Source organism: Mycobacterium sp. NGS41 (assembly GCF_059812725.1).
This window is the reverse complement of record NZ_JCALDF010000003.1, coordinates 161,635-174,223: the sequence shown is the minus strand read 5'-3', so window position 1 is coordinate 174,223 and position 12,589 is coordinate 161,635. Positions and strand designations below refer to the sequence as shown.

The following is a 12,589-nucleotide window of genomic DNA, read 5'->3' as shown; positions in this document are numbered from 1 at the left end:
CAGCACCTCGTGCGACTCACGAGATTCCCGAAAAGCCGGAGCCCACGGGGCCTGTTCGCCGCGACAATTGTGTTAATCAGGCTGACGAACGATCTGTCCGGATCTCACGCGCGCAACTAAATAGCTGAGCCACAGGAGGGGCTCAGGCTAAGACCACAGTGTCATTAGCGGCCAAGCGGCGATTGTGAGGTGGGCAGGAAGTAGCCAGCGCAACGTCCAACAATAGCGCAGGACGGCGCATTCCTCAACTACCCAGCACAATCTGCCCAGGGGCACCAACGCTGGCTGGCAATCTGGAACTGCCCCTGGAACACATCGGATACATGCTGCCCAACAGATTGACCCGTTTACGCCCCGTCGTCAAGGGGTGCGGGGCGGCGAGTTGTGCCAAGTTAGCGGGAAATCGGCCGGTGAACGGCCTTCATTCAGGCGCGGCGGACCGGCCGCGCCATTTGCGGACACGCTGAGTTGAAGCCACAGCCGGGACTCGGTCCCCGCCGCGACAGTCCGTGTGATTCGCCTAGCCGCCGAACTGGCTTGAGTGGTAGTGGTGACCGCCCTCGAGGTCGTCGACGATCGCCGCCTGGGCCCTCTTGGGCAGGGTGTGCAACATCTCACGGACCCGGGCCTGACGACGGGCGACCGCTTTGCGCTCCGGCATGCCCGGCGTCGCTTGGATCTGCGGCGGCACACCCTCGATGTCCTCGACACCGCCGGCGTGCTGGCCGGCGTCGACCATGGCCTGCTCTTCGGCCATGGTGGCCTCGTCCTTCTCCTCGGACATGCCGATCGGGCCGAGGCGACGGCCGTTGAGGAACTGCCGCACGACGGGCTCGTCGCTGGTCAGCAGCACCTCGCGCGGCCCGAACATGACCAGGTGCTTGCGGAACAACATGCCCATGTTGTCCGGCACCGTCCGGGCGATGTTGATGTTGTGCGTCACGATCAGGATGGTCGCGTCGATCTGGGCGTTGATGTCCATGATCAGCTGGCTCAGGTAGGCGGTGCGGACCGGGTCCAGACCGGAGTCCGGCTCGTCGCAGAGAATGATCTGCGGGTCCAGCACCAGGGCACGAGCCAGGCCGGCACGCTTGCGCATACCGCCGGAGATCTCGCCGGGGAACTTCCTCTCGTCGCCACCAAGACCGACCAGGGCCAGCTTCTCCATGACGATGTCGCGGATTTCGCTTTCCTTCTTCTTGGTGTGCTCACGCAACGGGAACGCAGTGTTGTCGAAGAGGTTCATCGAGCCGAACAGCGCGCCGTCCTGGAACAGCACACCGAACAATGTCCGGATCTCGTAGAGCTCCTTGGCCGAGCACTCGATGATGTCGGTGCCATCGATGACGATCGAGCCGCGCTCCGGTCGCAACAGACCGATGAGTGACTTCAGGAACACCGACTTGCCGGTACCCGACGGGCCCAGCAACACGCTGACCTCCCCGGCGGGGATGGTAAGCGTAACGTCTTCCCAGATCCTCGAGGAGCCAAACGACTTCGTCAGACTGTTGACCTCGATGCTGACGCCCATGGGGAATCCTTCCGTCGACGCGCGTGGCCCCACCTGCCCCTTTGTGTGGCTTGAGTCACTGTAGCGCACCGCCGGGCCAGCACATCAGGGTTGCATTGATAACAGTCTTCACCAGATCGTTCGTCGGATCCTTTTTGACCGTTACCGCAGGGCCGCGGCGCCTTAACTGGTGGGCGCCCAGTTGCCGTGGAAGCCCATCGGCACCCGCTGCGGCAGATGCACGGTGGCGAACGACTCCAGGGTCTGGGCATCCAACAGCAGCAGCTGTCCCTCATCACGGCCGCGGTGATGGCCGTAGCCCATGAGGATGCCGTCGTCTTCGGCGTTGGCTTGACCCTGATTCGGCCCCGGATTCGGCACAAACGACATCTCGCCGATCAGCAAATCGGGGTCAAGCGGAGCCACCCAACTCGATCCGGTCGCGTAGTCGTGCTTGTACAGCCCCGTTTCCATGTGGCCCGATTGTCCGTCGATCGATTCGACGAACCCGCCCTTGACGCCGACGGCGTAGCCGAACCGGTGCCGACTTCCCGTCAGCGTTTCGTTGATGCGGGGAAACTCCTGCGCCCGATCGTCCCGGCGTTCGGTGGCAACCGCGCCGGTCGCCAGGTTGATGGTCCAGCGGTCGAGGGTGGGCCGGCTGTCGCCCGGACCGCGCAGGTCGCGCTCGAACATCCGCGAGTAGCGCACCACGTCGAGCACCAGCACCTCGGCGCCTTGAAGATCACGGCGGATTTCCGAGTAGGCGTTGAGCGGGTGGAAGACGTAGCAGGGTTCGATGTCGAACCAGCGCACGTCACGATTGGTTCCTTCGCGGGGCATGACTCCGATGCGCGCCGGGTAGTCGGCATTCCAGCGGTAGGGCATCTTGTGGATGGGCCGTCGACCCCGGTTGATCATCATCGAGATCGGACTGGGGATCCGGACGCGACCCAAGAGCGACTGCAGCGTCAGCTTGGCCGCCGCACTCAGCCCGCGCGGCACTTCCGTCGGCAGGATCTGCAGGGGGTCGAAAGTCACGGGCAGGTCATAGATGACCACGTATTTGTCGGTCAGGGAGAAGTCGTGCATCATCGGCGATCCGCTCACGTCGATGTCCACGGTCCGCCGTGCGCGACCCTGGGTGTCTAGCACCGAGTACTGCACGGTCCGCCCGCGCGCGAACGAGTAGCTCAGCGCGTGCAACTCTCCGGTCGCCGGATCGCGGTGGGGGTGTGCGGTGTAGCCGCCGGCCAGGGTTCCGTCGAAGTCGCAGGGCCCCACGGTGTCCAGCTCCTCAGTGAGCTCGTAATTGGCTCCGCCTCCCTCGACGAGCGCCAGCGTTCGACCGGCGTGGGTGAGCACATTCGTGTTCGGGCCGACGGACAGCATTCCGGCGCGCGGGTTCAGGCCTGTCGGCGCCGGTTCGCCCAGCGCGGCGCACACGGCCGAGGTGCGTACCCAGCGATTGCGGTACCAGCTGGCCTGCCCGTCGCGCAGGGCGACGGCGTGCACCATGGCATCGCCACTGAACCAGTGGTAGACGGCCGGATCTACCGCTGCTGCCGGGTTGGGGCCGTTGCGTAGATAGCGCCCGTCGAGATGCTCGGGGATGTGGCCGGTGACCTTCAAGTCGGTCGCAGTCACTTCCGCAGAGACCGGCGCCAGGAAACCTTCGAGATAGGGGTTCTCCGATTTCGCGGTTTGCGTGGATGTCATCTGTGAACTCCTATAACATTGTTATTTCAGCGTTATCGAAACCGTACGCCGCCGATGGGAAGATGGCAAGGATGACGTCGGAGAATCAGCAGAGTGTCCGCAGTGTGCGCGATGACCTGTTGCACGCGGCCGTCGGCTTGCTCGACGACCACGGACCCGACGCGCTGCAGACCCGCAAGGTGGCCAGTGCCGCGGGGACTTCGACGATGGCGGTGTACACGCACTTCGGCGGGATGCGCGGGCTGATCGCAGAGGTCGCCGAGGAGGGCTTGCGGCAGTTCGACGCAGCGCTGACGGTGCAGGAGACCGCTGATCCGGTCGCCGACTTACTGGTCATCGGCGGCGCGTATCGGCGCTACGCCATCGAGCGGCCGCACATGTATCGGCTGATGTTCGGCAGCACCAGCGCGCACGGCATCAACGCTCCGGTGCGCAACGTTCTGACACTGCCGGTCGCCGAGATCGAACAGCATCACCTCAGCTTCGCGCACGTGGTGCGGGTGGTGCACCGGACGATGACGGCGGGCCGAATCCGCGCCGGTTCGGCTGACCAGGATGTCGACACCCCGTCGGACCGAGCGGTCGTTGCCACGGCTGCCCAGTTCTGGGCGTTGATACACGGGTTCGTGATGCTCGAGCTGGCCGGGTACTACGGCGACGACGGCGCGGCCGTCGCACCGGTGCTTGGCTCGATGACGTCGAACCTGCTGGTGGCCCTGGGAGATTCACCCGAACGGGTCAGGCAGTCGCAGCTGTCGGCCATGTCTGGGTGAGAAGCCCGCGCCAGCGGGAGTTGCCCCACCCGGGCTGTTTCAAAACGGGCGCTTTGTGGCGGTGGACCAGAGGTCGTGCGTGGCGAAATGGCGCGTCTGCGCATTCGGTGTGAACTGACGGGTTTCGGTGTGAACTGACGGTTTTCAGTGTGAACTGACGGCTTTCGGTGTGACTGTAGGGCGGGAATCGGCGATTTGGGCCGCCCAGGCTGCACACCCAAAGCCCAGGATTCACGCCCGAAGCCAAGGATTCACACCCGAAAGCCCGAGACTGCGAATGTCGCCGCGGGCAGCTTGACACGGCCTACCTGAACAGCGACAAATCACTTGGCGCGCAACAGTTGTCGCTTGAAGGTGGACAAAAGACACAAGCCTCTTCCCAGTGACGGGAGTTACTGGTGTGCCGCATGCCCTGTACAGCGCGAAAAGCTTCCGACACGCCGTGCGTGCGGAAGCTTTTGCGTCTGCTCGGCAGAAACTACTTGACGGTGACGCTGGCGCCGGCCGCCTCGAGCTTGGCCTTGGCCTCGTCGGCGGCTTCCTTCGCGACCTTCTCCAACAGCGGCTTGGGGGCGCCGTCGACCAGGTCCTTGGCCTCCTTGAGGCCCAGGCCGGAGACGATCTCACGGACAACCTTGATGACGCCGATCTTCTTGTCGCCGGCGGCCTCGAGGATCACGTCGAACTCCGACTGCTCCTCGGCGGCCTCGGCGGCGCCGCCGGCCGGAGCAGCGCCTGCGGCCGCGACAGCGACCGGAGCGGCCGCGGTGACCTCGAATGTCTCCTCGAACTTCTTCACGAAGTCCGAGAGCTCCAACAGAGTCATTTCCTTGAATGCGTCGAGCAGTTCGTCGCCGGAGAGCTTTGCCATGGTGTGGGTCCTTCCTGATTTTTGGGTTTTTGGGGTGGTGGTTTATTCAGCTGTGGCTGGTTCCGAAGCCGGGGTTTCAGCCGGAGTCTCAGCCGGCGCCTCTGCAACCGGCGCCTCTGCGGCAGCCGGAGCATCTGCGGGCTTCTTTTCCTGCAGCGCGGCCAGCAGTCGGGCCATCTGCGAAGCGGGCGCATTGAACAGGCCGGCCGCCTTGGCCAGGTTGCCCTTCATCGCGCCGGCCAGCTTGGACAGCAACACCTCGCGCGACTCCAGATCGGCGATGCGCTCGACTTCGGCGACGGTCAACGGGTGACCATCCATGTAGCCGCCCTTGATGACCAGCGCCTTGTGGTCCTTGGCGAAGGTCTTGATGGCCTTCGCCGCGTCGACCGCTTCGCCGGTGACGAACGCGATTGCCGTCGGGCCGGCGAACAGCTCGTCGAGACCCTCGACACCGGCGTCCGAAGCCGCCCGCTTGATGAGCGTGTTCTTGGCGACCGCATATGTGGCCGACTCGCCCAGCGACCTGCGCAGCTCGGCCAGGTTCGCCACCGTCAAACCGCGGTATTCGGTGATCAGGCTGGCGCTCGAGGCCCTGAACTGCTCTGCGATTTCTGCAACGGCGGTGGCCTTGTCAGCCCTGGCCATGCAAGCCTCCTACGGTCTAAGGACTGGTACGCCCTGTCGTCTGTTGATCACCGGGCGAGCGCCGAGAACGAAGTACGCCCCGGCGCAGGAAGCGGCCGGGGCGTTGAAATGCGCCGGCGCGCGCGCCGGCGGTAATGCCTCGTCCTCCTGCGCGGGCCGCCGGGATATTCCCGGACCTTCAACCGATTTCTCGGCGACCGACGGTCTTCGGTGGATCGGCAACCACAATAGCGCGGCGAAATGCGATCAGCCAAAACGGTCGCTTGAGGCCATGCAAGGCTCCGAGCTCACGTGACGACGATGGCCAAGATGCCGCAGAGCATGACCAGCATCGCCACGCGCACCCTGTGCAGACGGTCCCAGCGGGCCGCGAGCTCACGGGACAGCTCGCCATTAGCTGACCAAGCCGCGATGCGGTTGTTGATCGGCACCAGCATCGTCACCGACAGGAGCACGACGGCGGCCATCAGGACGGCCGCAATACCGCCCAGCCAGCTACGGGCCCCGCCTCCGGCCAAGACCGCGGCAGCGACCAACAACAGCAGAGCGGCGAAATACCAGTACGGCATCGCCTTACCGAGCACCCGACTGGACTGGCTACGGGCCGCCCGGAAGGCGTCGTCGGGCAGTCGGGCCAGGATCGGGTTGAGGAATGTCGCGACCGAGAACTCGACGCCAACCAGCGGACCGGTGACCAGAACGGCCAGTGCTGCAATAACTTCTTTCATTTTGACCACACTGCCTGTTATGCTGACAAATATCAAGGTACTGACAAATTAGTCAGCACGTCGACGAGCGGAAACGAGAGATGGCGGTATCGAAGAAAGACATCGGCGACTGCCCGATCGACGCAGCTCTGTCAGTGATCGACGGGCGCTGGAAGGGCACGATTTTGTGGCGGCTTTGCGACGGCCCGATGCGAACGGCTGAGCTGAGGCGCAGCATTCCCGGCATCACCGAGCGCATGCTGATACGTCATCTGCACGAGCTGGTCGACGACGGAATCATCGACCGCCACGACGCGCGGACGGTACCGCCCTGCGTGCACTATTCGATTTCCGAATACGGGACGACGCTGGCGCCGGTGCTGGCCAGTTTGTGCGACTGGGGACGAAAACACATGCAGCGCAAACCGGCTGGCGCTACACCCGCGGCTGGCTGAGTGCCGCGAGCCGGGCGGCGCCGACCAGCCCGGCCTCGCCACCCAGCTCGGCCGGTACCACGCGTAGGCCGGACACAAAGCTCAGCCCGGCGTAGTCGGACAACGCCGCACGCAACGGGCCGAACAGCAGCTCGCCGGACTTGGCCACTCCTCCGCCGATGACGACGAGGTCCAGGTCGCACACCGCGGCCACCGAGGCGAGCATCGCCGCCAGCGCGGTGGCGCCTCGTTGAAAAGCGGCCAGCGCCAACGTATCCCCGCCTGCCGCCGCGTCGGCGAGCTCCCTGGCACCCGCGCCCGGCGGCGCGGACCAGCCGTGGGCCCTGGCCCAGCGCGCCAGCGACGGGCCGGAAGCGACGGTCTCGACACAGCCCCGGCCACCGCAGGTGCAGGGTCGACCATCCGCCTCGACCACCACGTGGCCCACGTGACCGGCGTTTCCGGTGCGGCCGTCGTAGGGAGCGCCGTCGAGCACCAATCCGCCGCCGACGCCGGTGGACACCACCATGCCCAGCAGGAACCGCGCCCGCCGCCCGGCCCCGAGCCAGTGCTCGCCCAGCGCCATGCACACACCGTCGCCGCCCAGCCGCACCGGCACGCCGGGCGCCCCGGGAATCATGGCCGACACCCGATCGCGCAGCGGGAAACCGCGCCAGCACCCGATGTTGATCGGGCTGACCGTTCCGCTCGCCAGATCGACAGGTCCGGCCGAAGCGATGCCCACGCCGCTGACCGTGCCGCCGGCCACACCCAACGCGTCGGCGATCATCGCGGCGACCGTGGCCCAGACCGCGTCGGCGCCGGCATTGACCGGCGTAGGGCGGGTAGCGGTGTGGACCAGTGCGCCGCTGGGCTCGGCCAGACCGGCGGCGATCTTGGTGCCGCCGATGTCCAGGCAGAGGGTGAGCATCAGTGCCGGTGGGTGTTGTCGGGTTGGCGCGGATCACCGGGATGCTCGTAGCCGGGAGCCAGCTGGACCAGCGCGGCTCGGCGCGCGTCCAGCCACATCCGGAAGGCGCGCCGACGGGCCGCGCCGCGCAGATGCTCGGTGATCGCCGACCCCACCTGCTGCAGCGGCGGGCCGACGTCCGACGGGGTGCGCCAGCCGTGCGGGCCAGGGGAAGGCGACGCGAACCGGAGCGGGTTGCGCGCGTGGTAGTCGGCCACGTCGTCGTCGGTCACGTCAATCCCGGCGGTGACGTCGGCGAACAGGGCCCGGGCGCCCGGGTCGGCCAATGCCGCCGCGGCCACGCTGCCGATCTCCAACCGGGCCGTCGTGTCGGGCAGCAGGTCGGCCTCGCTCGGGGCGTCGCAGCCCGTCAGGCCGCGGGCGGCCACCTCGGCCGCGACCACCCGCTCGGTCACGATCAGTTGGGTCAGCCAGCGCCTGAGCTGCCGTCCCTCACTGGTACCGCGCGCCGGCAGCGCGGCCGCGTGCATGCCGTCGCGCAGCCGCACCTCCCGCGCGTCCACCTCATCGACGGAAACCGGGATGCCGGCGACGGTGGCAACCGCATGCGTCATTTGCGCCGCTCCTCCTCATCGCTTCGCTCTGCATCGTCGCCGGCGGCGCTCATGCGCCGCTCCTCCTCATCGCTTCGCTCTGCATCGTCGCCGGCGCGGCTCATGTCACCGTCACCCGCACCGCAGGCGAGTACAGCAGCCGTCCCGCGCAGCCGATCCGCACCAGGGCCCACCACTGGCCGGGCTGCACCCACGTCGGCGGGGTGACCTCGAAGCCGAGTTCGACCGTGCCGTCGGCCGGCACGGTCTCGCCGAGAGCGGCCGGACCGATCCACTCCCAGGTGCCCCACGGGCTGATCAGGTGTGCCTCCAGCGGCAGTTCGGCCCGGGCGTGGCTACCGACCGTGACGGCCAGGCGAGCCGTGTCGCCGGCCTTCAGCTCGACGTCGGCCGGCCCGTCGACCAGATAGACCAGTTCGGAGTGTTCGGGAACGCCCACGGCCACCACGCACACGTCCTCGACCACCTGGTGCCAGGCGGCCGGCACGTAGTCGCTGGTGACGCACAGCTGGGCCCGGACCGGATACAGCCCCGGTTCGGTGTGTGCCGGAATCGTCAGCGCAACATCGGTCTCCAGGTGTTGGCCGGCGCACAGCGTGAACGGCAGCACGTCGGGGGTAACCGGCCACCCTGGGCCCACGACTTCGATCTCGCCGCTCAGCGTGTAATCACTGCTGTCGCTGGCAGCGGTGAGACGCAACACCAGCGCGTCGCCCGGTTCGGCGGTCACCGACGCGGGATGCAGGTGAGCGACGGCCGGCAGCCCGCCATACGGCGCCGGGCCGCGGTTGTGCAGCCAATAGCGCGCGTACAGCGGCTGGGCCGCCTCGGCTTGCGGGGCGAGTTCGCTGGCACCGGCAAGCACCTTGGGCACGTCGATCCGGGCCAACACGGTGGCGACCTGATAGCCATGCAGGTCGATCGCCCGTTTGCGACGCTGCGGCTTCTCCAGCAAGTCGGCGATCTGCAGCGCACGTACCTTGCCGAGCTGCGAGCCGATCTTGACGCGGGTGCTTGAGCCGATGGTCTCCACCAGACGCGCAGCCACCACGCCGGGGTCGACCGGCTCGGCGCTGCCGGCCGTCAGCGGGTTGCCGGCGGCCTTGAGTGCGCCCAAGTGCACCGAGTCCGTCGACTCGATGGGCTCGATGTGCAGCAGCGAGCCGGCCGGCGGCAGCGTTCCACCCCGCTTGTGCGGGGTTATCGCCCGCAGCGGGTGGGAGAACTGCGCGCTGCGGGCGGGGATTCCGGCGCGCCGCCAGTCGCCGTCGTCGCAGACCAGCGCGTAGTCGAAGTCGTGCGTCCAGTGCTGAAGCTGGAAGTTGGAGCCGTCCGGCGCGGTACGGCGCGGTTCGTCGATCCACACCCCGGACGGCCAGCCGGTGCAGGAGCGCATCAGCGCGGTGTGCAGGGTGCCGTCGGAGTCGACGGCGAAGCTCGGCACGCCGCGGTTGAGCAGCGCGACGGTGCGGGCTTCGAACGGTTCGGCTTCCGGGGGCGCTTCCTGCGACACCCAGACCTCGGCGTCGGCGAGGTCGTCAGTCAGCGACGCGATCGCGGCCCCCAGGCTTTCATCGTCCCGGCCGTCGATCACCAGCGCCGGCAGGGCGGGCGGCGCGCGCAGGTCGGCGCCGGGCACCCAGACCGCGGCCAACGGAGTCGCGGCCGGCACCCACACCCGGGCCGAGCCGGTCTTGGCCAGCTGCCGCTCACGTTCGGCGGTGTACGCCGGGTCGGCTTCGGCCAGTACGGCTTTGGCGAAGGCATTGCGAGTCGGTCCGCCCAGCACGATCCGCGTGTCCGGCAGATTGGAGTCGACGTCGAGATTGCCGTAGCGCGGCTTGTCCGCGCCGCTGCAGGTGGCCGTCACGCCCGCGCGGACCAACGCGACCATCAGGTCGCGAGCCAGCGGCCCCGACGTCGTCTCGGAAGGCGCCACCACCTCGGCGACCGATACGGCCCGCACCGCGTCGGGACCGAGGCGAATCCGCACCGCCGACGACAGCCCGAACCAGCCGTAGGCAGGGTTGTCCAATGTCCACAGGTGCTGCGCGGTGTCGACCGATTCGGTGCCATCGTGCAGCAGCGCGAAGCCACGCCCGACGACGGCGTCGCCCACCTCGCTAACCGGCATGGCGCCCGGCACCGGACATGGCCAGCGCAGCCGAAGCAGGCGGTCGGCGCCGGTGAACTCGTCGATGGTGGTGCGGCAGTCCACGCGCGCCACCTCCCGCCACAGCGTGAGCGTCTGGGTGTAGCGCAGCAACGTGCCGATCCGGCCGTGCACGACGAGTCGCTGACCCAGTGGCCCGCGGTATGCCTTCACCTCGGCGGCCGATTCCGACGAGCCGACCACCGGCCCCTTGGGCAGCAGATGCCAGGGGCCCTCCCCCTGGGTCGGGTGGGAGGGGTATTCCTCGTAGACGGCGAGCTCGTTGCCTACTTTGCCGTCGGCGATGAGCTGACGACTCCCCCGGACGGACAAGTGCACAAGCGACGAGACCGCCCCGCCCCGCGCCGGGTCGACGGCCAGGCGGTAGTGCTCGTTGACGATCTCGGTACCCGACGCGGGTTTCCAGCCCGCGACTGCGTCCCCGCGGCCGGCTGGGACCAGCCGATAGGCGCGCCACCCCAGCGACGGCACATCGCGCGCCAGCCAGGTGATCGAGCACCCGCCGTGCTCGACATGGGCGGGTACCTCTTCGCCGTCGGGGTCCAGCACTCGCACCCGCGCGTGCAGCGGCGCATCGAGCCGGGCGGTGACGACATCGGTGCGCCGGTGCGTCAGGGGATTCCACACCAACAACGTGTCGTCGGGAACATCCACCGCGCCGGACAGCAGCGCCAGCGAGTTGTCCCGCGCCGCGCTGCCCAGCTCCCACGCGTCGCGCCATCCGGTCAGCAGGTCCAGGTAGACCTGGTCGGACTCCGAACCGGTGATGGCGTCGTGGTGTGCGCCGTAGGCGAGCTGCACCCATGCCTTGGCAAACGCCGCCTGGGGGTACTCGGCTCCGGTCATCAGTCCGGCGAACACGGCGAACCGTTCGGCGTCCAGGACGGCGTCCTCGGCGGCCCGGTTGGCCTGCTTGGTGTCGATGTAGGACACGTCCTTGCCGGTGTAGATCGGGTTCATGTCGCGGGTCTGCGGCGACGGCACGTCGCCCCGCTCTGCCAGCTCGGCACGCACCGCCGCGAAGAACTCCCGCGGCAGGCCGCAGACGAATCGCGGCCAGGTGTAGCGGGCGGCCCAGTCGCGGTGGATGGCGGTGACCCACTTGTTGGGCGGGGTGTAGTCGGTGCCGACCGGCAGCAGCACGTTGCGGGTCAGCGCGACCTTCTTGAGCTGGTCGAACAGCTCGTAAGTGGCGTCCTCCGCCTCGGCCAGCGAGGTCGACGAGTCCATCCACCAGCCGGCCGAATAGTGCGCCGGCATGTAGTGGGTGAGCAGCCCCCGACCAGACGGCGAAATCCACTCGAACTCGCTGGAGAACTGCATGCGGTCGACTCCGCCAGTTTCAGGCCATCCCTGGCCTGCCGGGCCCCACTGGTGATGTGGCCCGCGGGCCCACGAACTCGACGTCAGTCCGGCGTCGGCGGCCATACCCGGGAATTGCGGGTCGTGGCCGAACACGTCGAGCTGCCACGCGGTGGCCGGATCGGCCCCCAGCACATCGCGCTGAAACCCGATGCCGTGTACCAGGTTTCGGATGGTGGTCTCGGGGCTGGTGAGGTTGGTGTTGGGTTCGTTGTAGGTGCCGCCCATCACCTCGAGGCGGCCCTCGGCGAGGAACCGGCGCAGGTCGGCGCGGTCCTCCGGGCGGGTGTCCCAGTACGGCTTGAGGTAGTCCACCTCGGCCAGCACGAACTTGTACTCCGGCTCGCGACGAGCCATCTCCAGATGCGCGTGCACCAGTTCGAAGCCGTTGGTCTGACGGGCCCGTCCCGGTGGGTCTTCGCTCCACTGGCTGGTGTAGGCACCCTGCGTGTTCCACCACACCGGGTCGTAGTGGAAGTGGCTGACCATGTACATCGTCCAGCCGGGCTCGGCCACCGTGAATTCGAACGCGAGGCTCGACCCGCCGGCGTGTGCCCGCGCGGCCCGCCGCTGCCCGACGACGGGATGGTCAACCGTGACCGGAACCTCGACCGTGCCGTCGCCGACCTCGGCGACGGCTTTTCCGTGCAGGCCGTCGCCGTCGATGTGGATCGGCGTCGTCGCGGTGCACTCGTTGACGGTGACGCGCGCGAGCTGCAGCGGCGCGTCCGGCGGCCCGACGAACAGTTCGGTCGACTGCACGGAAACCACCCGCATGACCGCACCTTACGGCGACCCTTGGCGAGCAGTCGCAAAAGCCCCTAAACCGCACCGGTTTCGGGAGCCT

10 protein-coding genes are annotated in these 12,589 nt (G+C 67.8%); 2 read left to right on the top strand and 8 right to left on the bottom strand.

All coding sequences use genetic code 11. The features are described 5' to 3' along the window. Positions 1-520 precede the first annotated feature (520 nt). Both AC5Y21_RS04680 and AC5Y21_RS04675 read right to left on the bottom strand, forming a co-directional pair. The gene (locus tag AC5Y21_RS04680; RefSeq protein ID WP_499909901.1) at positions 521-1,531 is read right to left on the bottom strand and encodes an ABC transporter ATP-binding protein; all 1,011 of its coding nucleotides are present in this window, start codon (positions 1,529-1,531) and stop codon (positions 521-523) included. 162 nt (positions 1,532-1,693) lie between these two features. Continuing rightward, positions 1,694-3,229 carry a carotenoid oxygenase family protein gene (locus tag AC5Y21_RS04675; protein WP_499909898.1) on the bottom strand — a complete coding sequence of 512 codons (1,536 nt, stop codon included), beginning with the start codon at positions 3,227-3,229 and terminating at the stop codon, positions 1,694-1,696. Positions 3,230-3,291: 62 nt separating this feature from the next. Between AC5Y21_RS04675 and AC5Y21_RS04670 the strand changes: the two genes are divergently transcribed. Next, complete coding sequence (locus AC5Y21_RS04670) at positions 3,292-4,002, top strand: TetR/AcrR family transcriptional regulator (RefSeq protein ID WP_499909896.1); 711 nt, start codon at positions 3,292-3,294, stop codon at positions 4,000-4,002. 478 nt (positions 4,003-4,480) lie between these two features. On the opposite strand, the gene rplL is transcribed toward AC5Y21_RS04670, so the two are convergent. The 3 genes from rplL to AC5Y21_RS04655 form a co-directional block, all read right to left on the bottom strand. Further along, complete coding sequence (gene rplL / locus AC5Y21_RS04665) at positions 4,481-4,873, bottom strand: 50S ribosomal protein L7/L12 (protein ID WP_499909893.1); 393 nt, start codon at positions 4,871-4,873, stop codon at positions 4,481-4,483. 42 nt (positions 4,874-4,915) lie between these two features. Continuing rightward, positions 4,916-5,521: a 50S ribosomal protein L10 gene (gene rplJ / locus AC5Y21_RS04660; RefSeq protein ID WP_499909891.1), complete on the bottom strand. Its 606-nt coding sequence runs from the start codon at positions 5,519-5,521 to the stop codon at positions 4,916-4,918. A gap of 287 nt (positions 5,522-5,808) precedes the next feature. After that, entirely contained in the window at positions 5,809-6,249 is a 441-nt protein-coding gene (locus AC5Y21_RS04655) for an anthrone oxygenase family protein (RefSeq protein WP_499909887.1), read from the bottom strand. Positions 6,250-6,329: 80 nt separating this feature from the next. On the opposite strand from AC5Y21_RS04655, the gene AC5Y21_RS04650 reads away from it, so the two are divergent. Then, positions 6,330-6,683 carry a winged helix-turn-helix transcriptional regulator gene (locus AC5Y21_RS04650; protein WP_499909883.1) on the top strand — a complete coding sequence of 118 codons (354 nt, stop codon included), beginning with the start codon at positions 6,330-6,332 and terminating at the stop codon, positions 6,681-6,683. Here AC5Y21_RS04650 and AC5Y21_RS04645 read toward each other — a convergent pair. The 3 genes from AC5Y21_RS04645 to AC5Y21_RS04635 all read right to left on the bottom strand — a co-directional run bounded on the left by AC5Y21_RS04645 (position 6,664) and on the right by AC5Y21_RS04635 (position 12,519). Beyond that, positions 6,664-7,593, bottom strand: coding sequence for an ROK family protein (locus tag AC5Y21_RS04645; RefSeq protein WP_499909881.1), 930 nt, complete (start codon positions 7,591-7,593; stop codon positions 6,664-6,666). The two genes, AC5Y21_RS04650 and AC5Y21_RS04645, sit on opposite strands and share 20 nt — an antisense overlap. After that, a complete protein-coding gene (locus AC5Y21_RS04640; RefSeq protein ID WP_499909879.1) occupies positions 7,593-8,207 on the bottom strand; it encodes a DUF7158 domain-containing protein in 615 nt (204 codons plus the stop codon). Before AC5Y21_RS04640 ends, AC5Y21_RS04645 begins: the two co-directional genes overlap by 1 nt. A gap of 100 nt (positions 8,208-8,307) precedes the next feature. Then, the gene (locus AC5Y21_RS04635; protein ID WP_499909877.1) at positions 8,308-12,519 is read right to left on the bottom strand and encodes a glycoside hydrolase family 38 N-terminal domain-containing protein; all 4,212 of its coding nucleotides are present in this window, start codon (positions 12,517-12,519) and stop codon (positions 8,308-8,310) included. Positions 12,520-12,589 lie beyond the last annotated feature (70 nt).